Annotated in this window: 19 protein-coding genes and 2 tRNA genes; 15 read left to right on the top strand and 6 right to left on the bottom strand. The window is 73.0% G+C overall.

The window, feature by feature from the left end:
• From GTY67_RS16135 to GTY67_RS16115, 5 genes are all read left to right on the top strand, one after another.
• Window positions 1–1,050, top strand: coding sequence for an acyl-CoA dehydrogenase family protein (locus GTY67_RS16135; protein WP_161279152.1), 1,050 nt, complete (start codon window positions 1–3; stop codon window positions 1,048–1,050).
• Entirely contained in the window at window positions 1,047–1,553 is a 507-nt protein-coding gene (locus GTY67_RS16130; protein ID WP_161279151.1) for a MaoC family dehydratase, read from the top strand. The genes GTY67_RS16135 and GTY67_RS16130 overlap by 4 nt, the downstream gene beginning before the upstream one ends.
• Window positions 1,550–2,716: a lipid-transfer protein gene (locus tag GTY67_RS16125; RefSeq protein WP_161279150.1), complete on the top strand. Its 1,167-nt coding sequence runs from the start codon at window positions 1,550–1,552 to the stop codon at window positions 2,714–2,716. The genes GTY67_RS16130 and GTY67_RS16125 overlap by 4 nt, the downstream gene beginning before the upstream one ends.
• Window positions 2,717–2,875: 159 nt before the next feature.
• The gene (locus GTY67_RS16120; protein WP_161279149.1) at window positions 2,876–3,442 is read left to right on the top strand and encodes a SigE family RNA polymerase sigma factor; all 567 of its coding nucleotides are present in this window, start codon (window positions 2,876–2,878) and stop codon (window positions 3,440–3,442) included.
• 134 nt (window positions 3,443–3,576) lie between these two features.
• Window positions 3,577–5,229 (top strand): long-chain fatty acid--CoA ligase, encoded by a 1,653-nt coding sequence (locus GTY67_RS16115; protein WP_093686330.1) that lies wholly within the window; start codon window positions 3,577–3,579, stop codon window positions 5,227–5,229.
• 92 nt (window positions 5,230–5,321) lie between these two features.
• Here the strand turns inward: GTY67_RS16115 and GTY67_RS16110 are convergent, their stop codons facing one another.
• Window positions 5,322–9,551, bottom strand: a complete 4,230-nt coding sequence (locus GTY67_RS16110) for a PAS domain-containing protein (RefSeq protein WP_161279148.1) — start codon at window positions 9,549–9,551, stop codon at window positions 5,322–5,324.
• 246 nt (window positions 9,552–9,797) lie between these two features.
• Window positions 9,798–10,349, bottom strand: coding sequence for an SSI family serine proteinase inhibitor (locus tag GTY67_RS16105; RefSeq protein WP_161279147.1), 552 nt, complete (start codon window positions 10,347–10,349; stop codon window positions 9,798–9,800).
• 295 nt (window positions 10,350–10,644) lie between these two features.
• Here GTY67_RS16105 and GTY67_RS16100 point away from each other — a divergent pair.
• Together GTY67_RS16100 and GTY67_RS16095 are read left to right on the top strand one after the other, a co-directional pair.
• Window positions 10,645–10,735: transfer RNA gene (locus GTY67_RS16100), tRNA-Ser, on the top strand.
• A gap of 224 nt (window positions 10,736–10,959) precedes the next feature.
• Window positions 10,960–11,032: transfer RNA gene (locus tag GTY67_RS16095), tRNA-Arg, on the top strand.
• A gap of 45 nt (window positions 11,033–11,077) precedes the next feature.
• Here GTY67_RS16095 and GTY67_RS16090 read toward each other — a convergent pair.
• On the bottom strand, window positions 11,078–12,388 hold the full coding sequence (locus GTY67_RS16090; protein WP_161279146.1) for an FAD-dependent oxidoreductase: 1,311 nt from the start codon (window positions 12,386–12,388) through the stop codon (window positions 11,078–11,080).
• Between the two features lie 94 nt (window positions 12,389–12,482).
• On the bottom strand, window positions 12,483–13,427 hold the full coding sequence (locus GTY67_RS16085) for an RNA polymerase sigma-70 factor (protein ID WP_161279145.1): 945 nt from the start codon (window positions 13,425–13,427) through the stop codon (window positions 12,483–12,485).
• A gap of 52 nt (window positions 13,428–13,479) precedes the next feature.
• On the opposite strand from GTY67_RS16085, the gene GTY67_RS16080 reads away from it, so the two are divergent.
• The 8 genes from GTY67_RS16080 (at window position 13,480) to GTY67_RS16045 (ending at window position 22,818) form a co-directional block, all read left to right on the top strand.
• Window positions 13,480–14,031, top strand: coding sequence for an excalibur calcium-binding domain-containing protein (locus GTY67_RS16080; protein ID WP_343238693.1), 552 nt, complete (start codon window positions 13,480–13,482; stop codon window positions 14,029–14,031).
• Between the two features lie 99 nt (window positions 14,032–14,130).
• Entirely contained in the window at window positions 14,131–14,751 is a 621-nt protein-coding gene (locus GTY67_RS16075) for a hypothetical protein (protein WP_237502627.1), read from the top strand.
• A gap of 149 nt (window positions 14,752–14,900) precedes the next feature.
• Window positions 14,901–15,791, top strand: a complete 891-nt coding sequence (locus tag GTY67_RS16070) for a DUF2797 domain-containing protein (RefSeq protein ID WP_161280121.1) — start codon at window positions 14,901–14,903, stop codon at window positions 15,789–15,791.
• Between the two features lie 34 nt (window positions 15,792–15,825).
• Window positions 15,826–16,725 (top strand): amidohydrolase family protein, encoded by a 900-nt coding sequence (locus tag GTY67_RS16065; protein ID WP_161279143.1) that lies wholly within the window; start codon window positions 15,826–15,828, stop codon window positions 16,723–16,725.
• 79 nt (window positions 16,726–16,804) lie between these two features.
• Window positions 16,805–17,551 (top strand): response regulator transcription factor, encoded by a 747-nt coding sequence (locus GTY67_RS16060; protein ID WP_093686315.1) that lies wholly within the window; start codon window positions 16,805–16,807, stop codon window positions 17,549–17,551.
• Window positions 17,552–17,570: 19 nt separating this feature from the next.
• Window positions 17,571–19,274, top strand: coding sequence for a HAMP domain-containing sensor histidine kinase (locus GTY67_RS16055; protein ID WP_202462064.1), 1,704 nt, complete (start codon window positions 17,571–17,573; stop codon window positions 19,272–19,274).
• Between the two features lie 26 nt (window positions 19,275–19,300).
• Window positions 19,301–20,680: a bifunctional glycosyltransferase family 2/GtrA family protein gene (locus GTY67_RS16050; protein WP_161279142.1), complete on the top strand. Its 1,380-nt coding sequence runs from the start codon at window positions 19,301–19,303 to the stop codon at window positions 20,678–20,680.
• Window positions 20,677–22,818 (top strand): glycosyltransferase family 39 protein, encoded by a 2,142-nt coding sequence (locus GTY67_RS16045; RefSeq protein ID WP_202461460.1) that lies wholly within the window; start codon window positions 20,677–20,679, stop codon window positions 22,816–22,818. Before GTY67_RS16050 ends, GTY67_RS16045 begins: the two co-directional genes overlap by 4 nt.
• A 43-nt stretch (window positions 22,819–22,861) precedes the next feature.
• On the opposite strand, the gene GTY67_RS16040 is transcribed toward GTY67_RS16045, so the two are convergent.
• A complete protein-coding gene (locus tag GTY67_RS16040) occupies window positions 22,862–24,118 on the bottom strand; it encodes a serine hydrolase domain-containing protein (protein ID WP_161279141.1) in 1,257 nt (418 codons plus the stop codon).
• A gap of 164 nt (window positions 24,119–24,282) precedes the next feature.
• A complete protein-coding gene (locus GTY67_RS16035; protein WP_237502626.1) occupies window positions 24,283–25,212 on the bottom strand; it encodes an endonuclease/exonuclease/phosphatase family protein in 930 nt (309 codons plus the stop codon).
• Between the last annotated feature and the right edge of the window lie 162 nt (window positions 25,213–25,374).

Genomic DNA, 25,374 nt, shown 5'->3' with positions numbered 1-25,374 from the left:
ATGGACTTCACCCCGAGCGAGGAGCAGGCGGCGGCGCAGGAGCTGGCCGCGCGGATCTTCGGCGACCTGTCGACGCACGAGCGGCTGGTGGCGGCGGGCACAGGGACGGACGCGGGGCTGTGGAAGGAGCTGTGTACGGCCGGGCTGCCCGGCGCGGTGGAGGACATCGGGCTCCTCGGCCTGGTCCTGCTCCTGGAGGAACAGGGCCGGACCACCGCCCAGGTCCCGCTGGCGGCGACCTGTGTGTACGGGCTCCTCGCGGTCGCCGGGCACGGTACGCCGGAGCAGCGGGAGCGCCTGCTGCCCGCCCTGCGCGACGGTACGGCGGTGGCGACGGGGGCCTTCCCGGCGCGGGGCGGGGTGCGCTCGGTGGACGGCGCGCTGTACGGGGCCGTGCCCTGGGTGCCGTGGCTGCGGGACGCCACCCAGGTGCTGGTCGCGGATGACGAGCGGGAGTTGTGGATCGTCGACACCCGGGCGCCTGGGGTGACCGTCGTGCCCGTGGAGACGACCGCGCCCTGGTCGGCGGGGCGGGTCGGCCTCGACGGCGTACGGGGAGAGTCCCTCGGTACGGGCCCGGGGGCCTGCGCCTCGGTCCTCGCCGCCGGCCGGACCGCCTTCGCCGGGCTCCAGGCGGGCGTCTGCGCGGGCTCCCTCGCCCGCGCCGTGCAACACACCACCACCCGCGAGCAGTTCGGCCGCCCCCTCTCCACCAACCAGGGCGTCCTGCTCCGCGCCGCCGACGCCCACATGGACACCGAGGCCATCCGGGTCACGGCGTACGAGGCGGCCTGGCGGTACGACCGGCAACTGGGCCACGAGGCACAGGCGTTGACGGCCGCCTGGTGGGCCTCGGAGGCAGGGCGGCGGGTCGTGCACGCGGGCCAGCACCTGCACGGCGGCACCGGGGCCGACCTCGACCACCCGGTCCACCGGCACTTCCTCTGGGGCCGCCAGCTGGACGCGTACCTCGGCTGCGGCGCCGAACTGCTGGAAGAGCTCGGGCTGTTGCTCGCGAGCGGCGACCGTGGGAAGGAGGGCACGCCGTGAACGAGACGTACCGCGTCGGCGACGCCCTGCCGCCCCTGGAGATCCCCGTCACCCGCACCCTGATCGTCGCGGGCGCCATCGCCTCCCGCGACTACCAGGACGTGCACCACGACGCCGAGCTGGCCCGGGAGAAGGGCTCACCCGACATCTTCATGAACATCCTCACCACCAACGGGCTGGTCGGCCGCTACATCACCGACCACTTCGGACCCGCCGCCGTCCTCCGCAAGGTCGCGATCCGCCTCGGTGCTCCCAACTACCCGGGGGATGTGCTGCGGTTGTCCGGCCGCATCGTGTCACTGGAAACCATGGCCCTGGAAGACGTGGCCCTGGAAAACGTGTTCCTGGAAAACGTGTTCCTGGAAAACGTGGCCTTGGAAAACGTGTCCCTGGAAGACGGAAACCACCCTCTTATAGAGGTCGCGGTAGTCGGCGACAACCGTATAGGGCGTCACGTCACCGGAAAGGTCACCGTCGCCATCACCCCGGAGGGCGGCGCATGAGCATCCGCAGACCCGACACCCTCGGCGGAAAAGCGGCCATCGTCGGCATCGGCGCCACCGAGTTCTCCAAGGACTCCGGCCGCAGCGAACTGAAGCTCGCCGTCGAAGCGGTAGGCGCAGCCCTCGACGACGCGGGCCTCACCCCCGCCGACGTCGACGGCCTCGTCACCTTCACCATGGACACCAGCCCCGAGATCACCGTCGCCCAGGCCGCCGGGATCGGGGAGCTGTCGTTCTTCTCCCGCATCCACTACGGGGGCGGTGCGGCCTGCGCCACCGTCCAGCAGGCCGCCCTCGCGGTGGCGAGCGGGGTGGCGGACATCGTCGTCTGCTACCGGGCGTTCAACGAGCGCTCCGGCCGCCGCTTCGGCTCCGGCGTCCAGCGCCGCGAGCCCACCGCCGAGGGAGCGGCGCTCGGCTGGAACCTGCCGTCCGGGCTGCTCACCCCCGCCTCCTGGGTGGCGATGGCGGCCCGGCGCTACCTGCACACGTACGGCCTCGACCCCGAGGTCTTCGGGCACGTGGCGGTCGTCGACCGGCGCCACGCGGCACGCAACCCGGCGGCGTACTTCCACGGGAAGCCGATCACGCTCGCCGACCACGCCGCCTCCCGCTGGATCGTGGAGCCGCTGCGGCTGCTGGACTGCTGCCAGGAGACCGACGGCGGCCAGGCGCTCGTCGTCACCACCGTGGAGCGCGCCCGCGACCTGCCCCGGCCGCCCGCCGTCGTCGTCGCGGCGGCGCAGGGGGCGGGCCGGTCCCAGGAGCAGATGACGAGCTTCTACCGGGACGGGCTGACCGGGCTGCCGGAGACCGGTGTGGTGGCCCGGCAGCTCTGGCGCAGCTCGGGTCTTGCCCCGGCCGACATCGACGTGGGCATCCTCTACGACCACTTCACGCCGTTCGTCCTGATGCAGCTGGAGGAGTTCGGTTTCTGCGGCCCCGGGGAGGGCGGGGCGTTCGTCGCGGCGGACGTGCTGCCCCTGAACACGCATGGGGGTCAGCTGGGGGAGGCGTACCTCCATGGGATGAACGGCATCGCGGAGGCCGTCCGGCAGCTCCGCGCCACCTCGGTCAACCAAGTGGCGGGGGCGGCGAGGTGCCTGGTCACAGCCGGTACGGGGGTGCCGACGTCCGGGCTGATCCTCGGCGCGGACGGCTGAACCACCCCGGACGGAGTCGGGGGCGGACCCTTACGGCAGAGCTACGGCCCGTCCACCTTCAGGAGGTGGAGGGTGAGGCGGCCCTACAACCTGAGGCGGACGGGCCTTCGGGACCTGGGGGCGATCCCCCGGGCGGGCCCCGCTCCTAGCGTTGAGTACATGACCACGCCAGTCTGCACGGGCGCCTCCAGGGCGGCCTCCGCCACCGCCGCCGGCCACCACGCGCACACGCCGTACGCCTCGTTCTCCTCGTACGTCCGGGCCCGTGGCCCGGTCCTGCTGCGCACCGCGCGCTCGCTCACCGCGAACCCGTGCGACGCGGAGGACCTGTTGCAGACCGCGCTCGCCAAGACGTACGTCGCGTGGGAGCGGATCGAGGACCACCGGGCGCTGGACGGGTACGTCCGCCGGGCCCTGCTGAACACCCGGACCTCGCAGTGGCGCAAGCGCAAGGTCGACGAGTTCGCCTGCGAGGAGCTGCCCGAGCAGGGCGGCGTCCCGGCGCCCGACCCGGCGGAGCAGCAGTCGCTGCACGACGCGATGTGGCGCGCGGTGCTCAAGCTCCCGGACCGCCAGCGCGCGATGGTCGTCCTGCGGTACTACGAGGACCTCAGCGAGGCGCAGACGGCCGAGGTGCTCGGGGTGTCGGTCGGTACGGTGAAGAGCGCCGTCTCCCGCGCCCTCGGCAAGCTCCGCGAGGACCCGGAGCTGACGCCGGTCCGCTGATCGGCACCTCTCCGTACGCTCCCCCACATGACTCCCGGACAGGAATTTTCTCCCGCGAGTAGTGACATACCGCGTGGTATGTGCGCAGAATCAGCGCAACCTTACTGCCGCGTAGCGCCCACCGGGAGGACGCCGTGCTGAGCACCATGCAGGACGTACCGCTGACTGTCACCCGCATCCTGCACCACGGGATGACGATCCATGGGAAGTCGCAGGTCACGACCTGGACCGGCGAATCCGAGCCGCACCGACGCACTTTCGCCGAGATCGGCACCCGCGCGACCCAGCTGGCCAACGCGCTCCGCGACGAGCTGGGCGTCGACGGCGACCAGAGGGTGGCGACCCTCATGTGGAACAACGCCGTCCATGTCGAGGCCTACCTCGCGATTCCCTCCATGGGAGCCGTGCTCCACACCCTCAACCTCCGGCTGCCGCCGGAGCAGCTCGCCTGGATCGTCAACCACGCGGACGACAAGGTCGTCATCGCGGACGGCACGCTGCTGCCGCTCCTCGTGCCGCTCCTGCCCCACCTGCCGAGCATCGAGCACGTGGTCGTCTCGGGGCCGGGCGACCGCTCGGTCCTGGCCGGGGTCGCGCCGCGCGTGCACGATTACGAGGAGCTGATCGCGGGCCGCCCGACCACGTACGACTGGCCGGAGCTGGACGAACGCCAGGCCGCCGCCATGTGTTACACCTCCGGCACCACCGGGGACCCCAAGGGCGTCGTCTACTCCCACCGCTCCATCTACCTGCACTCCATGCAGGTCAACATGTCCGAGTCGATGGGGCTGACGGACAAGGACACCACGCTGGTCGTGGTCCCGCAGTTCCATGTGAACGCCTGGGGCCTGCCGCACGCCACCTTCATGAGCGGCGTCAACATGCTGATGCCGGACCGCTTCCTCCAGCCCGCCCCGCTCGCCGAGATGATCGAACGCGAGCGCCCGACCCACGCCGCCGCGGTCCCCACCATCTGGCAGGGCCTCCTCGCCGAGGTCACCGCCAACCCGCGCGACCTCACCTCCATGGCCAACGTGACCATCGGGGGCGCGGCCTGTCCGCCGTCCCTGATGGAGGCGTACGACAAGCTCGGCGTCCGCCTCTGCCACGCCTGGGGCATGACGGAGACCTCGCCGCTGGGCACGATGGCCCACCCGCCCGCCGGGCTGAGCGCCGAGGAGGAGTGGCCGTACCGCATCACCCAGGGCCGCTTCCCGGCCGGTGTGGAGGCGCGGCTGGTCGGCCCGGCAGGCGAGCACCTGCCGTGGGACGGCGAGTCGGCCGGTGAGCTGGAGGTCCGCGGTGCCTGGATCGCCGCCGCGTACTACGGCGGGGCCGACGGCGAGCACCTGCGGCCCGAGGACAAGTTCAGCGAGGACGGCTGGCTGAAGACCGGCGACGTCGGCGTGATCAGCACCGACGGCTACCTCACCCTCACCGACCGGGCCAAGGACGTCATCAAGTCCGGCGGTGAGTGGATCTCCAGCGTGGAGCTGGAGAACGCGCTGATGGCCCACCCGGACGTCGCGGAGGCCGCCGTCGTCGCCGTACCGGACGAGAAGTGGGGCGAGCGGCCGCTCGCGACGGTCGTGCTCAAGGAGGGCACCACCGGGACCGACTACGAGGCGCTCAAGGCGTTCCTCGCCGAGTCGGGCATCGCCAAGTGGCAGCTGCCGGAGCGGTGGTCGGTCATCCCCGCCGTGCCGAAGACGAGCGTCGGCAAGTTCGACAAGAAGGTGATCCGGAAGCAGTACGCGGCCGGGGAGCTGGACGTCACCCAGCTCTGACGCCTTGCACCGGTTGTTTCACGTGAAACAGGGCGGGGGCGGTACGGGAACTCCGTACCGCCCCCGCCCTGTTGTGCGTGCGTCCCGAGGTCCTAGTTGGTGCCTATCTTCGCCAGCAGGTCGACGATCCGGGACTGCACCTCGTCGCTGGTCGACCGCTCCGCCAGGAAGAGAACGGTTTCCCCGGAAGCCAGCCTCGGCAGCTCCGAGGGGTCCATCCCGGCCGAGGTGTAGACGACCAGCGGGGTGCGGTTGAGCTGCCCGTTGGCCCGCAGCCAGTCGATGATCCCGGCACGCCGACGGCGTACCTGCATCAGATCCATGACCACCAGGTTCGGCCGCATCCGCCCCGCCAGATCGACGGCCTCGCTGTCGGTCGCCGCCCGCGCGACCTGCATCCCGCGCCGCTCCAGGGTCTGCGCCAGCGCCGCCGCGATCTCCTCGTGCTCCTCGATCAGCAGGACGCGGGGCGGGTGCTGTTCGCTGTCGCGGGGGGCCAGCGCCTTGAGGAGGACGGCCGGGTCGGCCCCGTACGCGGCCTCCCGGGTCGCCTGCCCCAGACCGGCCGTGACCAGTACCGGGACCTCGGCGGCGACGGCGGCCTGGCGCAACGACTGCAAGGCCGTACGCGTGATGGGCCCGGTCAGCGGGTCGACGAAGAGCGCGGCGGGGAACGCGGCGATCTGGGCGTCGACCTCCTCACGGGAGTTGACGATCACCGGACGGTAGCCGCGGTCGCTGAGCGCCTGCTGCGTCGGTACGTCGGGGGCGGGCCAGACGAGCAGCCGGCGCGGGTTGTCCAGCGGTTCGGGCGGCAGCTCGTCGTCGAGGGGGCGGGGCTGCGGCCGGTTGGCGACCTCGACCGCGCCACCGGGGCCGTCCAGCGGCTCCGGACCCTCGGCACCCTCGTCGGGCGCCCCTATGGCGTACGCGCGCCCCTCGGCCACCGGAGGCGCCAGCAACTGGCCGGAGCCGGGGTTGGTGGAGTCGGGTCCTTGCGTCTCCGGGGCCTGGGGCTGGGGGTGCGGCTGGGGTGCTTGGGGCTGCTGGGCCTGCGTGCCCTGAGCGGGGGTGGCGGTCGGGTCCTGGCCTGCGACGGGCGGCTGGGCCGTGGGGCGCTCGCCCTCCGGCGGGGCGGCGAGCTTGCGGCGGCGGCCGGCCCCGCCGAGGCTCTGCTGGCTGGGCGGAGTGGACTGGGCGGGCTGGTTCTGCTGCTGGGTGAGGTGCTGCGCGAACGGCACCCCCTGGCCCAGCGTCCGCACGCTGAACGCCCGCCCCTGGGTGGAGTCGGGGTTGGCGCCCGCCATCGGCTCCTCGGCGGGCAGCGGCTGCCGCCGCGCGTCCGGAACGCCCGCGCCGGAGTCCGCCGGGTGCGCCGCCGGGACGGCCGCGGTGCCGGTGGCGTGGGCGGTCTGCCCGTTGCCGCCCCAGGACCGGTCGTCCGGTGCGGGGCGGGGGGCGCTCGGCGCTTCCGGCACGGCGGCACCCCAGGGCTGCTCGTCCGGGCCGTCGAGGGGCGCGCCCTGCTCCCACTCGGCGTGCGGGGGCACGGGGTGGGCCTGCGGGGGCGTGTGCGTGTGACCGGCTTCGGGAGCGGTACGCCCGTGGTGGCTCTCGTCCCCGAGGGCGCCCGGAACGTCGGGGGCGGTTCCTGGTGCCTGTGCGGGCAGGGGGGCGCCGCCCGGGCTTTGTACGGGCGCGGGCATACCCGGTGCCTGTACGGGTGCGGGCGCGCCCGGTGGGGTCTGGGGTGCGGCCGGTACGCGGTCCGCGTCGGCGGGGGGCAGGGCGAAGGCGGTACGCGGACCGGCCTCGGCGGCGGTGCGCTCCTGGGCGGCGGCCAGCGCGCGGCGGGCGCGGCGCCCACCGGGCTGCTGGGCCTGGGCCTGGCTGAGGGCGAGGGCCTCGTCCTGGGGCTGGCCGCCCTGCTCCGGGCCCGAAGCGCCGTTGCCGGACGCGAGGGCGGGGAGCGCGGGACGGTGTTCGCCCTCGCGCCGGGCCCGTCGCCCGGCGGGCGGTACGGGCTGCTGCGGGTCGGCCGGTACGCCCTGCGGCGGCACGGTCTGGCCGCGCTGGGGGCGCCCGGCGCCCTGGGCACCCTCGGCCGCGGTGACGACGGACCCCTCGGACGGCAGGGAGGACGAGGCGGAGGTCAGCGCGAGGGCCTGCCGCTGCGGTTGCTGCCGAGCGTGCTGGGCGTGCTGCGCCTGCTGCTCAGGGGTCTGGGGCGGACCGAGCTGGGAGGGGCCGAGCTGGGGCGGGCCGCTCTCCGCCGCAGTGCTCCCGGCCGTCCCGCTCGCGGGCGTCCCGTTCGCGGCCGTCGCGTTCTCCGCCGGGCTGGGCCGTCCGCGCCGGCGCCCCGACCCCTCGCCCTGCTGGGCCGGGATCAGCTCGGGTGCCACCTGCTCCTCGGCTGCCGCGGGCCCACGACGGGCCCGGCGCCGCCCGGTCGGCTCGGCGACAGGACCGTCCCCCGGCCCTGCCGCGCCCCCCGCCTCTTCGGCTCCGGCTCCGGCCTCGGGCGCACCGGGGCTGCCCAGGAACGCGTCGGTCGACGACCGGCGGGCCCGGCGCCGCCCGCCGCTGGTGACGCCCGGCGCCCCCACGCCTTCGGGGGAGGGCGGCGGAGCCGGGGCGGGCTCCACCGGCGCCTCCGGGGGCGCGATGGTGCCCGAGGCGGCGCCGATCGGGATGTCGAGGACGTACGCGCTGCCGCTCATCCCCGGCATCTCGTGGGTCTGGAGCACACCGCCGTGCGCCTGGACGATGCCGCGCACGATCGGCTCGTGCACCGGGTCTCCCCCGGCGAACGGCCCGCGCACCTCGATCCGTACGACGTCACCGCGCTGGGCGGCGGCCACGACGACGGTCGAGTCGACGTATCCGCCGCCGGGGACGGCCCGGGTCTTGCCGGTCGAGTCGACGCCGCAGACGTCCGCGACGAGGTGGGCGAGGGCGTTCGAGAGCCGGACCGCGTCGACCTCGGCCTCGATGGGCGGGGCGTGCACGGCGAACTGGGCGCGCCCGGGCCCGATCAGTTCGACCGCTCCGTCGATCCCGCCCGTCACGATCCCGTCGATCATCGCGGGGGCCTTGTGCAGCCCCTCCACACCCGCGTCGAGGCGCTGGTAGCTCAGCACGCTGTCGACGAGCGTGGTCATCCGGGCGTACCCGGCGGCGAGGTGGTGCAGGATCTGGTTGGCCTCGGGCCACAGCTGCCCCGCCGGGTCGGCGGCGAGCATGGACAGCTCACCGCGCAGCTCCTCCAGGGGCCCGCGCAGCGAACCGCCGAGGACGGCGGTGAGCTGGGAGTGCTGGGCGCCCACGGAGGCGAGCAGCTCGGCCTGCCCCTCCAGCTCGGCGGCGTACCGCTCGGTCCGGTCGGCCAGCTCGGCGGCGTGGGCCTCCTTGAGCGCCTCCAGCTCGGCCGCGTGCGCTTCCTTCAGCGCGGTGACCTCGTCGGAGTGGCTGGTGGTCAGCTCGGCGACGACGCTCTTGTGCTGGGCGGAGAGCTCCTCGTACGGCCTGCGGTCGGTGAAAGTCATCACGGCGCCGACGAGCTGGTCCCCGTCGCGCACGGGCGCGGTCGTCAGGTCCACCGGCACCTGGGCGCCGCTCTTGGACCAGAGCACCTGGCCCCGTACGCGGTGCTTGCGCCCCGACTTGAGGGTGTCGGCGAGCGGCGACTCCTCGTACGGGAACGGCTCGCCCTCCGCCCGCGAGTGCAGGATCAGCGGGTGCAGCTCCTGGCCGCCGAGGTCGCTGGCGCGGAAGCCGAGGATCTGGGCGGCGGCGGGGTTGACGAGGACGACGCGCCCGTCCGTGTCGGTGCCCACGACGCCCTCGGAGGCGGCGCGCAGGATCATCTCGGTCTGGCGCTGCGAACGGGCCAGCTCGGCCTCGGTGTCGACGGTGCCGGAGAGGTCCCGTACGACGAGCATGAGCAGCTCGTCACCGGTGTAGCTGGAGTGGATGTCGTTGTACGCGGCCTGGCCGCTGTCCAGGCTGGCGCTGGTGACCTCGACCGGGTACTCGTGCCGGTCGGTACGGCGCGCGATCATGCGCGTCGGCTTGGTCCTGCCCTGCTCGTCCGCAGCCTCGGGCCGGCGCATCGATCCCGGGATCAGCTTGGAGTCGAACTCCGGCAGCAGATCCAGCAGTCCACGACCGACGAGCGCGGTGCCCGGGGTCTCGAACATCTCAAGGGCGATGGCGTTGGCGTTGACGACCGTGCCGTTGCAATTGACGAGCAGAAGCCCGTCCGGAAGGGCATCGAGTATGGCTGCGAGGCGAGCAGTGCCTCGGGATGGCCTGCTGCTCACGACGACGCTTCCTCCCTGGTTACCGCACCTTGCCGACAGCGGGCCCCATCTTGCCCCTCGGGCCGCAGACTGTCACTGAAGGAGTCTAAGGCCAGGGGAGGGCCCGGGGGCGGCGGATGAGGGGGAGCTCTCACCAAGGTTCTGTGCACGGCGTGTACGCCACCGGCCTATGACGTGAGCGTCCGCGCACCCTGTGACGTGCGCGGACGCGGTACGGCAAGGCCTGGCCGAAGATCGGCGAGGGCCCTATCGGAGATCGGGGAGCACCGGAACCAGGTTGTTCCAGCGCGCGATCTCGCAGCCGTCGCCCCGGGTCACGGTGGTGTCCACGGGCCGGCCCTCCCAGGTCCCGACGATGCGTGCGGAGGCGTCGCCGCCGTAGATCATGGTGCACATGGTGCCCTCGGGCGCCGCCCGGAACAGCTCCTGCCCCGCCCGGGTAGCCCCGACCTCCGCGAGCCGGTCGCAGGCGCCCTGCCGCTCCGGGTGGTCGCCCCCGGTGGGCCCGCAGGTCAGCTCGAACGTCCCGTCGGCCCCGGCGACCCCGGAGCGCTCCACGGTCACGGTGAGCCGGGTCCGCGCGGCGGGCTTCTCCTGGCCCACACCGCTGCCGCCCTCCAGGAACGAGGGCAGCGGCGGAAGCGGCACGGGCAGCGGCCCGAGCGCGGGGAAGGCCGAGGAGAGGGGCCCGGCGGTGGGCACGGCGGAGGGCACCTGACCGGAGGCGGTCGCGGCGGGCGCCGCGGTGGACAGGGCGGCGAGCGATACGACGGCGGCGAGAGCGAGACGGCGCAACATGCGGGCTCCTGTATCTCCGCACCACGGTCACGGACGACCGCGGATGCGAGGGATGACGGACGACGGGCGGCGGGGTGGCGGGCACCGGGCCGACCGCTCCCGGCCGCACCCGACCGACGGAGGCCGAAGCCCCCACGCCTCTCTAACGCCTCTCCCGCCCGGACGTTGCGCCACCACGCCGAAGTGCTTTGCCCTGGCCCCCGCATGGCTAGTAACGTGAGCGGCGATTGGTGGCACGACGTTCGACTGTGTCATCATCTGCACGCACCACTCGCGTCCGCGCGAGGTGTGTGGAGGAGGCGTCGCCTAGTCCGGTCTATGGCGCCGCACTGCTAATGCGGTTTGGGTCTTAAAGCCCATCGAGGGTTCAAATCCCTCCGCCTCCGCTCCACCCCGAAGTCCCGTGCCCCTGGCACGGGGCTTCGGCCGTTCCGGGCGGGCCGCCGTCCGTGTCACCCGTACGGCGTGGTCAAGGGGGTGACCCAGATCGGCCCCGGAAGAGTGTTTCCGCAGGTCAGAGGCGGTGCGGGCAATGGATTTCGCGTCACGGCGCAGGTCATGTAATGTTGTTCCCGCAACGCCGACCAGGCAGAAAAGCCCGGAACGCCAAGCACTCGTAGCTTAACGGATAGAGCATCTGACTACGGATCAGAAGGTTGCAGGTTCGAATCCTGCCGAGTGCACAGCAGGTGGGAGGCCCCCAGGAGAAATCCTGGGGGCCTCTCGCGTTATCGGGCGTTCGCGGTGGTGTGGTGCGGCAAGGGGGTCGGCTCCTGTGTGACGCCGCGTCGCCGAGTCGGCAGGCCCAGGGTCGGGTTGGTGACGCCCCAGGCTGCGCCCTTGCAGACCAGTTCCTTGTAGAGGGCGGCGGTTCGGCCGGTGAGGGCTGCGGGGCGGGTCTGGTCGTCGGCGGTGACGTACTGGATCAGGCCGTCCTTGCGGCCCAGGGAGATGCACTGGTTGAAGTAGCGCAGCGGCGCGGTCTTGGCCTTGGTGCCGGTGAGGCGGGACGCGATGGAGTCGGCGGCCTGCCAGGCGGTGGGGACGGCCGAGGCGCAGGACATGCGTAGCGGCTTGTCGCCGGGGCCCGTCACCAGGGCCGTGTCGCCGATCGCGTACACGTCCGGGTGGGAGAGCGAGCGCATCGTGCCGTCGACCTCGATCCGGCCCGTGGCGTCGGTCTTCAGCGTGGTTGCCTGCGCGATCGGGTGGACCGCGAAGCCTGTCGTCCACACGGTGGCCGCGGCCGGGATGGTGGCGGACGCGGTGGTGACGTGGCCGGGCCTGTCGGTGGAGGGCGTCGTCGTGACGTGGTCGGGGCCTACGGCGGTGACCGTCGTGTGTTCGTGGACGGTGATGTTGAGCCTGGCGCAGACCTTCCGCAGGTGGCTGCGGCCCTTGGGGGAGAGCCAGTCGCCCAGTGCGGCGCGGGCGATGAGGGCCACGTCGAGGTCCGGGCGGGCCTCGGCTATCTCGGTTGCCGCCTCCAGGCCGGTGAGGCCGCCGCCGACGACGACCACGGGCTGTCCGGCGCCGAGGGCGGCGAGGCGCTCGCGGAGCCGGAGTGCTCCGGGGCGGGCGGCGATGTCGTGGGCCTGTTCGGCGGTGCCGGGGACGCCTTGGGTGTTCCAGGCGCTGCCGAGGGCGTACACGAGGGTGTCGTAGGGGAGTTCCTCGGTCCCGTCCCCGGTCGGCCCGTTCCCGGTCTCGTTTCCGGACCCGGTCTCGTCCTTGTGCCAGTCCTTGACGGTGACCGTCCTGGCGTCCACGTCGACCGCCGTGACCTTCGCGAGCCTCAGCCGGACGCCCGTACCGGCGAACATCTCGCTGAAAGGGCGGGCCCTGAGCTCCTGGCCGACCGCCAGCTGGTGCATCCTGACCCGCTCGACGAAGTCCGGCTCGGGGTTGACGAGGGTGATGGCGACATCCTCGCTGCGCAGCCGCCTGGCGAGGCGGCCGGCGGCGATCGCTCCGGCGTATCCGGCTCCGATGACGATGATGCGGTGCTGTGTGGCCTGTGTGGCCCGCGTGGTCTGCATGGCCCGACTCCCTGTCTCGCGCGGTTTTGCCCCTTGAACCGGGCAGCCCGCTGATTCCTGACAGGTGGGGGATGTGACCTGTGTCACAGAGTGGTCAGAAGGCGTGGAGCAGCGGCTCTCCGTGGTCGGTGGCCGCCCACCGCCGGGTCGCGCGTTCGAGCTTGTCGGGGTTGGCCTGGCTGCGGAGGCCGGCGATGCCCTCCGGGGTGACCTCCACGCACAGGACGCCGATGACCCGGCCGTCGAGGACGACCAGGATGGCGGGGGCGCCGTTGGCGGTGGTGAGGTGGATCTCGGGGGAGCCGCCGACGAGATCGCGCTTGGCCTGGCCGGGCTTGAACAGGCCCCGCATGAACCGCGCGACCGCGACGGCGCCCTGGAGCGCCTTGGTGCGGGCCGGTACCTTCCCGCCGCCGTCGCCGACCGCGACGACGTCCCTGGTGAGGAGCCTTACGAGCGGCTCGGTCTGCCCGCTGGTGGCGGCGGTGAGGAACTCCTCGACGATCCGCCGGGCGGCGGCCTCGTCGATCTCGGTACGGGCCTTGCCCTCCGCCATGTGCTTCTTGGCGCGGTGGAAGATCTGCTGGCAGGAGGCCTCGGTGATGTCGAGGATCTCCGCGATCCTCCGGTGCGGGTAGTCGAACGCCTCCCGCAGCACGTACACCACCCGCTCGTTGGGCGTCAGGCGCTCCATGAGGACGAGGACGGCGTACGAGACGGACTCGCGTTGCTCGGCGGTGTCGGCGGGGCCCAGCATCGGGTCCCCGGCGAGCAGCGGCTCGGGCAGCCACTGGCCCACGTACGACTCGCGGCGGGCGCGGGCCGAGGTGAGCTGGTTGAGGCAGACGTTGGTGAGGACCTTCGTCAGCCAGGCCTCGGGGACCTCGATGCGATCGATGTCGGCCGCCTGCCACCGCAGGAACGTGTCCTGCACGGCGTCCTCGGCATCGCTCGCCGAGCCGAGCAGGCGGTAGGCGATGGCCTCCAGACGGGGCATGGAGGCCTCGAACCGGTCCATCTGGGTCCGCGTCAGAGCCATGGGCCGGATCCTACGCCCGCGCTCCTCGGCTCCCGCCGAGGTGACCGCCACGGTGACCAGTACCGTCACCGCCTCCCCGCAGAGGAAGGCGCCTCCTGAGAGGAGCGCGCCGCCTCCGGCGCCCTCCGCGTCGAGTTCCCTGAGTGCCGAGGCGACCGTGATCGCCTACTTCGACGCCATCAACGACCAGGACCACCGGGCGGCTTGGGAGCTGGGCGGCAAGAACCTCGCCGGTGACTACCGGGCCTTCGTCGACGGGCTTGCCGGGACGGAGCGGGACACCGTCCGGATCCTCGGCGTCGAAGGGAACACGGTCCGGGCGGAGTTGGAGGCGCTCCAGACCGACGGCAGTCTGAAGGTCTTCGAGGGGATTTATACCGTTCGCTCCGGTGTGATCACGGCGGCCGATGTGCGTGAGGTGACGGGAGCGGAGGGCGGGGTTACGCCAAGCGACGAGCCGGGGGTGTCGCCGTCTCCGTCCTACGAGAACTGCGATGCGGCCCGGGATGCCGGAGCTGCGCCTCTGTACCCGTGGCAACCCGGGTACGGGGGCCATATCGACCAGGACGGTGACGGGATCGCCTGCGAGCCTGACCCCCGTTGAGGCTGCCCGGACGTGCCTCGCCCGCCGCATCAGTGCCCGGCGCCGGGGTAGCCGGAAATGCACGGGGCGTGATGGGCGCGCCCGGCGCGGAGGTTACCGATGGGGTCGCAAGGGCACGGCCAGGTGCAGCGGTGGCAGGACCGGTGGTGGGCGGTGGCGCTGCTGGTGCTGGTGGTGTGGGTCGGTATCCGGCTGGCCTTCGACGGGTGGTCGGGGTGGCCCGGGATTCTGGTCGGCGGGTTCGTCTATGCCGGGTTCATGACCTGGTACGTCATGCGGCGCCGGCGTCGTGATGCCCGGGCGGTGGGCACCGACGCCGCGCGCGTGCCGGAGCTGGAGCGGCAGATCGCGAAGAACGGCGAACTGCCCCAGGACCCCGCCGAACAGGTCGCCATGGTCCGGCTGATCCGGCGCCGGGAGGAGAAGCTGCGGCGTCACTCGTGGTGGGCCTTCCCGCTGCTGGGGCTGGTTCTTTTTGGGACGCCGATGCTCTGGTTCGCCGCGGGGAAAGTGGCGGCGGGCCTGTGGGGGGTCGGGTTCGGTGCGGCGTTCCTGGGGTGGATGGTCTGGTTCAACCGGCGCTTCGTCCGCCGCATGGCTGGGATGCGGCAGCGGATCGAGGGCGTCGGCGGCGGCCTGGCGGGCGGGCCGGAGGCCGGGTCGGCGGCCGGGCCGGTGATGGGGCCACCGGCCGGGCCGGGAACCGCCCCGGGGCACTGACCCGGGGCGGCATCGGTCACCGGCCCGGTCATCGGGCAGGCCGGTGGTCCCGTGGGCGGTGCGGAAGGGGTCGCTCCCGGCGCCCGTTAGCCTTCGCGGAGAGGTGAGCGGCGGCGTCGTCGGGGCGCGGTGGAGAGAGCGGAGTGCGGGTGGCCTTGGGGTGGCGGTGTACCGGGGTCGCGTGGCCGGGGGATGTGCCGCAGCTGGGGTGGAGCAAAGGCTCCGAGCGGCGGGTGAGCGTTCTCTCGTACGGCGGCGGGCTCGGGTTCCGCGCGGTGGGTGAGCGGCACTGCGTGGGGGCCCGGGGGAACGTGTGTCCTCTGGGGGCCGTGGTGTCCGTGCGCAGTACCGGGGCCCGGTGCCCGGAGTGTGCGCGGCTGGACCGGGCCCACTCGGTGGCCGCCGATACGTTGCTGGACGACCCGAGGACGTACCGCGTCTATCTCGCCTGGTTCGGGCCCGGCATGGTCAAGGTCGGGATCACCCGCGAGGAGCGGGACGCCGCACGGCTGCGGGAGCAGGGGGCGGTGGCCTTCACCTGGCTGGGGCGTGGGCCTCTGATGGCCGCCCGGCGGACCGAAGAGGTGCTGCGGGCCGCCCTCGGGGTGCCGGACCGGATCCCGTACGCCAAGAAGCGGGGCGTGCGCGGCCGACTGCCTGGAGAGAAGGAGCGGTTGGCAGAGGTGGTGGAGTTGTACGGGCGGGCCGCCGCGCTTCAAGGGCGTGGGTGGCCCGAGTCGTTGGAGCCTTTGCCTCTTGAAGTCGTCGATCACGTACGGATCTTCGGGCTGGACCGGTCGGCCGTTGCTACGCGGTCGGTGAGTGAGCTCGTTGACGGCGGCGTGGTGGCCGGGCGGTTGGTGGCTGCCGCCGGGCCCGATCTCCACCTTGCCGTGGGCGGTGGCGGTGGCGTGGTCGTGCTGGACACGCGGCTGATCACCGGGTGGGAGCTGGCCGCCGTGGATCCGGCCGCGGCGGACGATGTGCGTGTCCCCCTCATCGACATCGGGGGCGGCGGCGTGCAGGGTGGGTTGTTCTGAGCCTGTACTGATCCATTCTGCGAGGAGCCCGCGCGTGGAAGCCGAGAGTGCCGAGAACGCCGAGAGCCATGACGTCGTGCGGTTCTGGGAGCGGCTCGGGCTGCCGGGGCTCATCGACGTACACACCCACTTCATGCCCGAGCAGGTCCTGCGCAAGGTGTGGTCCTACTTCGACTCCACCGGACCGCTCACCGGGCTGGAGTGGCCGATCACCTACCGGTACGAGGAAGAGCAACGGCTGTCCGTACTGCGGTCGTTCGGCGTTCGCCGCTTCACCTCCATGCTCTATCCGCACAAGCCCGGCATGGCCCGCTGGCTCAACGACTGGGCCGCCGGGTTCGCCGCCCGGGTGCCCGACTGCCTGCACACCGCGACCCTCTTCCCCGAGGAGGGCGTGGAGTTGTACGTGAAGGAGGCCGTCGAGAACGGGGCGCGGGTCTTCAAATCGCACCTCCAGGTCGGCGCGTACGACGCCAATGACCCGCTGCTGGAAGGGACTTGGGGGTTGCTCGCCGAGGCCGGGGTGCCCGTCGTCATGCACTGCGGGTCAGGGCCAGCCCCGGGGAGGTTCACCGGGCCCGAGCCCATCGGGCGGCTTCTCGCGCGCCATCCCCGGCTGCGGCTGATCGTGGCGCACATGGGGATGCCGGAGTACGCGGAGTTCCTGGCGCTGGCCGCCGTGTATCCGGAGGTGCGGCTGGACACGACGATGGCGTTCACCGACTTCAGCGAGGGGTTCACGCCGTTCCCGGCCGGCCAGCGCGGGCGGCTCGCCGATCTCGGGGACCGGATCCTGCTGGGGACGGACTTCCCGAACATTCCGTACCCGTACATCCACCAGCTGGAGGTGCTGGAGCGGCTGGGGCTGGGGGACGAGTGGCTGCGGGCCGTCTGTTACCGGAACGCGGAGGCGTTGTTCGGGGCCGGTTCCTGAAGGGCCTGCCCGCGCTTTCTCAGGCAATTCACAGAAACGGGTCAGGCTTCTCTCACGGGCGTCTCACAGGCTGGTGCCCATGACGACGACGACCGCGCCCCAGGGGCGTACCGAACTGCTCAGGCCGGACCGTACGCCCGTGCGCGTCCTGGTCGTGGACGACGAGGCTCCGCTCGCCGAGCTGCTCTCGATGGCCCTGCGGTACGAGGGCTGGGAGGTGCGCAGCGCCGGTGACGGGGCCGGGGCCGTGCGCGCGGCCCGTGAATTCCGGCCGGACGCGGTGGTCCTGGACGTGATGCTCCCGGACATGGACGGCCTCGCCGTGCTGGGCCGGCTCCGGCGCGACCACTCCGACGTGCCCGTCCTCTTCCTGACCGCCCGCGACGCCGTGGAGGACCGGATCGCCGGGCTCACGGCGGGCGGCGACGACTACGTGACCAAGCCGTTCAGCCTGGAGGAGGTCGTGGCCCGGCTGCGCGGGCTGATCCGCCGCTCCGGTACCGCGCTCGCCGCCGAGCGGAGCCAGTCCACGCTCACCGTCGGGGACCTGGTGCTGGACGAGGACAGCCATGAGGTCAGCCGGGGCGGGGACGCGATCCACCTGACCGCCACCGAGTTCGAGCTGCTGCGCTTCCTGATGCGCAACCCGCGCCGGGTGCTCAGCAAGGCGCAGATCCTGGACCGGGTCTGGAACTACGACTTCGGCGGCCAGGCCAACGTCGTGGAGCTCTACATCTCCTACCTCCGCAAGAAGATCGACGCCGGGCGGACGCCGATGATCCACACCCGGCGCGGGGCGGGCTATCTGATCAAGCCCGGTGAGTAGGCGCCCGCGAGGCGCGGGGCTGCTGCGGCGGCCGTGGACCCTGCGGACCCGGCTCGTGGTGTCCGCCGTCTCCCTCATCGCCGTCGTCGCGGCCGTCATCGGGTCCGTCACCGCGATCGCCTTCCACAGCTACATGTACGGCAAACTCGACGACCAGCTCCGCTCCGTCGCCGTACGCGCGGAGCGGCCCCCGGGTCCCGGGCCGGTGCCCGAGGCCGTGCGGGACGCCGGTCCGCTCGGCTTCGTCGGCGGGGGCGGGCAGCCGCTCGGCACGTTCGGGGCCCTCGTCGACGCCGACGGGGACATCACCGCGTCGAAGGTCGTCGAGGACAGCGGGCTGCGCTCCCAGGAGAGCGCGAAGCCGCTGACCGAGGCCCAGCAGCGGGCCCTGGAGGCCGACGCTCCGGCCACCGGCGAGGATGCCCGGAGCATCGATCTGCCGGGGCTCGGCGGCTACCGCGTGGAGGCCGCCACCACCACCGAGGGCCACACCGTCCTCGTCGGCATCCCCACCGCCGAGGTGAGCGGCGCCCTCACCACCCTGATCGTCGTCGAGGTCTGCGTCACCGCCGCCGGGCTCATCGCCGCCTCCCTCGCGGGCACCGTCCTCGTCGGCGTCGCCCTGCGCCCGCTGCGCCGGGTCGCCGCCACCGCCACCCGGGTCGCCGAACTCCCCCTGCACAGCGGTGAGGTGGCGCCCCTCGAACGCGTGCCGGACGCCGAGGCCGACCCCCGTACCGAGGTCGGGCAGGTCGGCGCGGCGCTCAACCGGATGCTGGGGCACGTCGGTTCGGCGCTGGCCGCCCGGCAGGAGAGCGAGACGCGGGTACGGCAGTTCGTCGCCGACGCCAGCCATGAGCTGCGCACCCCGCTGGCCTCGATCCGCGGGTACGCCGAGCTGACCCGGCGCGCGACGGGGCGGGCGACGGGGTACGACGCGTCGGCGTCCGATCCCGTCACCCGGCACGCGCTGGGGCGGATCGAGTCGGAGGCGGACCGGATGACCGGGCTGGTGGAGGACCTGCTGCTGCTCGCCCGCCTCGATGCCGGACGCCCGCTCTCGTACGAGAGCACCGATCTCCTGCCGTTGGTCGTGGACGCGGTCAGCGATGCCCGGGCCGCCGACGCCGACGCTACGGAGGCCGAGGCCGACGCCCTCCACCGCTGGCGGCTGGAGCTGCCCGGTGAACCCGTGACCGTACGCGCCGATCCCGCCCGGCTCCAGCAGGTGCTCGTCAACCTGCTGGCCAACGCCCGTACGCACACCCCGCCGGGGACGACCGTCACCGTCTCCGTCCAGCCGTCCGTACGCGCCGGAGACCCGGTCACGCTGGAGGTGCGGGACGACGGGCCGGGCATCCCGGCCGAGCTGCTGCCGCACGTCTTCGAGCGGTTCGCGCGCGGGGACGCCTCCCGCTCACGCGGGGCCGGCACGGAGACGGCCACCGGCTCCACCGGCCTCGGTCTCGCCATCGTGCAGGCCGTCGTCTCCGCGCACGGCGGGCGCGTACGGGTGGACTCGGCGCCCGGCCGGACGGTCTTCGCGGTCGAGCTGCCCGCGGAAGCGGCCCCGGACGCCCCGGACGCCCCGGACGCCTCGTACGCCCCGGACGAGGACTCTCCCGCCGAAGCAGCCCCGGACGCCCCGTACGAGAACTCTTCCGCCGAAGCAGCCCCGTACACGCACTCACAGGGCAGGGACAGGCTCACCACACCGGTGTGACAGCGCGGTTGGCGAACGTCGGTGCCATGACCACCACCGACAGCCTCCGGAGCGGCCCCGGCGCCAACGGCCGCAGCAGCGGAACGGGCAGGGACAGCAACAGGACGGGCAGGGACACCGGCCGCCTGCCGGTCAGGGAGCACCTCCCGGCCGGCCAGGCGGCGGCCCCCTCCGCCGCCCCCGTCCTCGACGTCGTCGTCCCCGTCTACAACGAGGAGAAGGACCTCCGCCCCTGCGTCCTGCGCCTCCACGACCACCTGTCGCGGACCTTCCCGTACCCCTTCCGCATCACCGTCGCCGACAACGCCAGCACCGACGCCACGCCCGCCGTCGCGGCCCGGCTCGCGGCGGAGCTGCGCGGGGTGCGGTACGTACGGCTGGAGGAGAAGGGGCGCGGCCGGGCGCTGCGTACGGTCTGGACCGACTCCGACGCGCCTGTCCTCGCCTACATGGACGTCGACCTCTCCACCGACCTCAACGCGCTCCTCCCGCTGGTCGCCCCGCTGATCTCCGGCCACTCCGACCTGGCCATCGGCTCGCGGCTCGCCCGGAGTGCGCGGGTGGTACGCGGGTCGAAGCGGGAGTTCATCTCGCGCGCCTACAACCTCATCCTGCGCTCCTCCCTCGCCGCCGGATTCAGCGACGCCCAGTGCGGGTTCAAGGCGATCCGGAGCGAGGTGGCCGAGCGGCTGCTGCCGATGGTGGAGGACAGCGGCTGGTTCTTCGACACCGAGCTGCTGGTCCTCGCCGAGCGCGCCGGGCTGCGCATCCACGAGGTGCCCGTCGACTGGATCGACGACCCCGACTCGACCGTGCACATCGTGCGCACGGCCACCGAGGACCTGAAAGGCGTGTGGCGGGTGGGGCGGGCGCTCGCCGTGGGCGCGCTGCCGCTGGACCGGCTGGCCCGGCCCTTCGGCGACGACCCGCGCGACCGGGCGCTGACCGGCGTGCCGCGCGGACTGGCCCGGCAGTTGGTCGGGTTCTGCGTGGTGGGGGTCCTCTCCACCCTCTTCTACCTGGCCCTGTACTCCCTCTTCCGGCTCGGCGTCGGCCCGCAGCTCGCCAATGGCGGCGCGCTCCTCGTCTCCGCCGTCGCCAACACCGCCGCCAACCGGAGGCTCACCTTCGGCGTACGCGGCCGGGGCGGCGCCGTACGCCATCAGGCCCAGGGCCTCGTGGTCTTCGCCATCGGCCTCGCCCTCACCAGCGGTTCGCTCGCGGCGCTCGGCGCGGCCACCGGCTCGCCCTCGCACGGCACGGAGCTGGCCGTCCTGATCACCGCCAACCTCGCGGCCACCGTGCTGCGCTTCCTGCTCCTGCGCGCCTGGGTCTTCCCGGCCCGCGCCGGCTCCCACCCTGGCCCCGACCCCGTTTCCGATTCCTATTCCGAGGACGTCCGATGACCGCGACCGCCGCCCCCGCACCTCCGATCCCGGTGCCCGCGCCGCCCGAATGCGCCGGCGGCCCCCGCTGGGCACGCCCCGCGCTGTACGGGCTCCTCCTGGCCGTCGGGCTCGCGTACTTCTACAACCTCAGCGCCTCCGGTTACGCCAACTCCTTCTACTCCGCCGCCGTCCAGGCGGGCAGCCAGAGCTGGAAGGCGCTCTTCTTCGGCTCGCTGGACTCCGCCAACGCCATCACCGTCGACAAGCCCCCGGCCGCGCTCTGGCCGATGGCTCTCTCCGTACGGCTCTTCGGGCTCAACTCCTGGGCGATCCTGGCCCCGCAGGTGCTGATGGGCGTGGCCACGGCCGCCGTACTGAACACCGCCGTACGCCGTCGGTTCGGGCCGGTCGCCGGGCTGATCGCGGTCGGCGTGTTCGCGCTGACACCGGTCGCCGCGCTGATGTTCCGCTTCAACAACCCCGATGCGCTGCTCGCCCTGCTGATGACCGTCACCGTGTGGTGCGTGCTGCGGGCGCTGGAGCAGGGGCGGACGAAGTGGCTGCTGTGGGCGGGGGTCGCGGTCGGGTTCGCGTTCCTGACGAAGACCTTGCAGGCGTTCCTGATCCTGCCGCCGCTGGCCGTGCTGTACGCGGTGTGCGCGCCCGTTCCCGTACGGAAGCGGCTCGGCCAACTCGCCCTCTCCGCCCTGACGATGGTCGTCGCCGGTGGCTGGTGGGTGGCGATCGTGGAGCTGATGCCCGCGTCGTCGCGGCCGTACGTCGGCGGCTCGCAGAACAACTCGTTCCTGGAGCTGACCTTCGGCTACAACGGGCTCGGCCGGATCAACGGTGAGGAGACCGGGAGCGTCGGCGGTGGGGGCGGCGGCCGTGGGGGCGGTGGCGGTGGCTGGGGTGAGACCGGCATCGGGCGGATGTTCAACTCCGAGATCGGCGGCCAGATCGCCTGGCTGCTGCCCGCCGCGCTGATCCTGCTGCTGGCCGGTCTCTGGCTGACCCGGAAGGCCGCCCGGACCGATTCCGCGCGGGCCGCGTTCCTGGCGTGGGGCGGGGCGCTGGTCATGACGGCTGCGGTGTTCAGCTTCATGGCGGGGATCTTCCACCAGTACTACACGGTGGCCCTCGCCCCGTACATCGCGGCGCTCGTCGCCATGGGGGTGGCGGTGCTGTGGGAGGAGCGGGGTGCCTGGTGGCCGAGGGCGGTGCTCGCGGGGACCGTCGCCACGACGGTGATCTGGGCGTACGTCCTGCTCGGCCGGACCCCGGAGTACCTGCCGTGGCTGCGGTGGGCAGTGCTCGTGGGCGGGCTCGTGGGGGCGGCCGGGCTGCTGGTCGTGGGGCGGTTCGGCGGGCGGGGGCTGGCCCTCGCGGTGGTCGGGCTGAGCTTCGCGGCCTCGCTGACGGGCCCGACGGCGTACACCCTCAACACCCTGAACTCCGGGCACCAGGGGTCGATCGTGACCGCCGGGCCTTCGGGTGGCGGCATGGGCGGTCCTGGGGGCGGGGGCCGGGGCGGTCCCGGTGGCCCTGGCGGCGGTGACGGCGGTGGGCAGCGCGGGGGGATGCAGCCGCCTGGCGGGCAGGTCCCCGGTCAGGGGCAGGCCCAAGGTCAGGCCCCGGGTGGTCAGGCGGGTAACGCGCCCGGCGGGATGCCTACCGCGCCTGGAGGAACCGCCCCCGGAGGAACCGCGCCCGGCACCGGAACCGGAACCGGCTTCGGCGAAGGTATGAGGGGCGGCGGAGGCGGCGGTATGGGCGGGCTCCTCAACGGCGCGTCCGTCTCCACCGAGGCGAAGGCGCTCCTGGAGAAGGACGCCGACGCCTACACCTGGACCGCAGCGGCCGTCGGCGCCCAGAACGCGGCCAGCTACCAGCTCGCCACCGGCGACCCGGTGATGGCCATCGGCGGGTTCAACGGCAGCGACCCCTCCCCGACGCTCGCCCAGTTCAAGAAGTACGTGGAGGAAGGGAAGATCCACTACTTCATCTCAAGCGGAACGGGCGGCGGCATGGGCGGCGGCGGAATGGGAGGAGGCAACGGGACCTCGTCCCAGATCTCCTCCTGGGTGACGGAGAACTTCACCGAGGTCACCGTCGGCAGCGCCACCTTCTACGACCTGACGCAGCCCGCCAGTTGAGAGTCGAGGGTTGAGGACAGGGGCGTACGCGGCCGGGGCCGGGTCAGAACCCGGCCGCGTACGTCCAGAAGTCCCGCATCACCTGGGGCGCGGTCGGTCCGGCCAGCTCCATCTGCGTGAGCAGGACCGCGACCGTGCCCGTGGCCGGGATGACGTGGGCCGTGGTGCCGGTGCCGCCGACCCAGCCGTAGCGGCCCGGCACGTTCCACGGGGCCGTGATCTCGACGTCCACCGAGCCGCCGAACCCCCAGCCCTGGCCCTCCGTGAACAGCCCGCTCGCCGCGCGCTGCTCCGGGGTCAGCTGGTCGGTGATCATCTGCCGCACCGACTCTCCGGCCAGCACCCGCCGCCCGTCGTCCGCCAGGCCTTCGGCGAGCAGCATCCGGCCGAAGGCGTACCAGTCGTCGACGGTCGAGACCAGGCCGCCGGCGCCGGAGGGGAAGGCGGGCGGCGTGCTCCACCGGCCGTCGGGGGCGTCGACCAGCTCGGGCCCGCTCCCGCCGTCCTCCCCGGCCCGGTAGTAGCCGGTGAACCGGTCCAGCGCGCCGGGCGCCACGGCGAACCCGGTGTCCGTCATCCCCAGGGGCTCGAACAGCCGCTCCGCCAGGTACACGGGCAGCGGGCGGTCGGCGACCCGGGCGATCAGGACGCCGAGGATGTCGGAGCACGTGTTGTAGAGCCAGCCCTCGCCCGGCTGGTGGAGCAGCGGGATCCGGGAGAGCGCGGCCATCCAGGCGTCGGGCTCGGGCACGGCCTGCGGCTGCGGAGGGCCCTGTTTCAGCTCGGCGAGCAGCGGGGCGAGGGCCGGGAGCGAGAAGTCGGACGGGAAGCCGTACCCGGCCCGGAAGGTCAGCAGGTCCAGGAGGGTGATCGGGCGGACCGCCGACACCACGTCGTCGACCGGGCTCTGCGGGGTCCGGACGACGAGCGGCGAGGACAGTTCGGGCAGCCAGGCGGCGACCGGGTCGGCGGGCGCGATCAGCCCGTCCTCGACGAGGGTCATGGCGGCCGCGGCGACGATCGGCTTGGTGATCGAGGCGAGGCGGAAGAGGGAGTCCCGCCGCATGGGCGAGGCGGAGGCTCCGGTTCCGAGCGCGCCCTCGGTCCCCGCCCCGGTCCCGGTCCCGCCCTCGGCCTCGGCCTCGGTCCCGGTCCCGGTCCCGGTCCCGGCGAGCGTGGCCGAGCCGGCCGTCGCCACCTCCACCCGGTCGCCCCGGGCGACCAGCGCCACCGCGCCCGGCGTCGGCCCCTCGGCGATGTGGGCGTCCAGCAGTTTCTGAAGTCCGTGCGGGGTGCTCATGGTCGGCCTCTCTCCGGTACCGCGTGCTCGGTCATGAGTCCGCCCTCCTTGGTGCGTCCCCCCGTGGGCAGCGGTCCGTGAGCGGTGCTCGGACTGTAAGACGTCACCGGGCACCGAAAGAAAGCGGCACGACGGTAAAAAGAGACTCCGCACCCTCTCCGGACTCATCGCCCCACCTCACCCATCCCACCCATCTCACCCCTCCCACCTGCCTCAGGCCTCTCACCTCCCCCGGCCTCACCGCCCCGCAGCACCACATCCGCCACCACAGCCCGGTGGTCCGAGGCGACGCTCTCCGGCACCCACGCCCGCCGCACCTGGGCCGCCCGCTTCGACACCGCCACGTAGTCGATCCGCTTGACCGGGTCCTGCGCCGGGAAGGTCGGCGCCCCCGGGTCGGCGTCCGTCAGCTCCTCCCAGAGCGGGGCCAGCTCCGGGGCGCCCGGTTCCGCGTTGAAGTCGCCGAGCAGGATCTTCGGGCCCCGGTCCTCGGCCATGATCCGCCGGGTGTCGGCGACCTGGGCGGTGCGTACAGCGGGGTCCGGGCGGAAGTCCAGGTGCGTCACGTACACGTGCACGGGCCGCCCCTTCACCCGTACGACGGCCTCGCCGAATCCCGGAGCCGGGGCGGGGGACGGGTTCGGGTCCTGGGTCGAGAGGCGGGTGATCTCGTGGTTCTCGGCGCTCACGATCCGGTACCGGGACAGCACCGCCACCCCGTACTCCGCCCGTGGCCCGCCCACTTCGGCCGGGTCCAGGCTGTAGATCGGGGCGAAGAACACGTACATGCCCAGCCGCTCGGCCAGCTCCCCCGCCAGATCGCGCCATTCGCTGCGGGAGCCCCAGTGCCGGTCGACCTCCTGAAGGCCGATCACATCGGCACCCAGCGCACGGAGTTCGGCGGTCTGCCGGTCGAGATCGAAGACGTTGTCCATGCCCGCACCGGCGTGGATGTTGTACGTGGCCAGCCGCAGCGGCACGGCACGGGAGGACGCCGTCGAGGCGGCGGCGGCCGGGGGCGATCCGAGTAACGCGCCCAGCAGGGCGGTGGTGAGGAGGAGGTACGGGAGGCGGATGCGGCGACGCAGGGACATGGCTCTCTCCGATCGGAGCGGGGACGGCGCGCGGGCCGTGGGCGAAACCGAGTTGTACGCCGTACAGGGAGTGTCCTACGGTGTACAACGCTCACGTCCTATACACCGTAGAACCGGTCACGCCGGTCGAACCGCCGCACCACGAAGGCGTCAAGGCACCGG

Source organism: Streptomyces sp. SID8374 (genome assembly GCF_009865135.1).
Taxonomy (GTDB): Bacteria; Actinomycetota; Actinomycetes; order Streptomycetales; family Streptomycetaceae; genus Streptomyces.
Note: the sequence above shows the minus strand (reverse complement) of the source record. Positions and strands in the feature narration are given on the sequence as shown.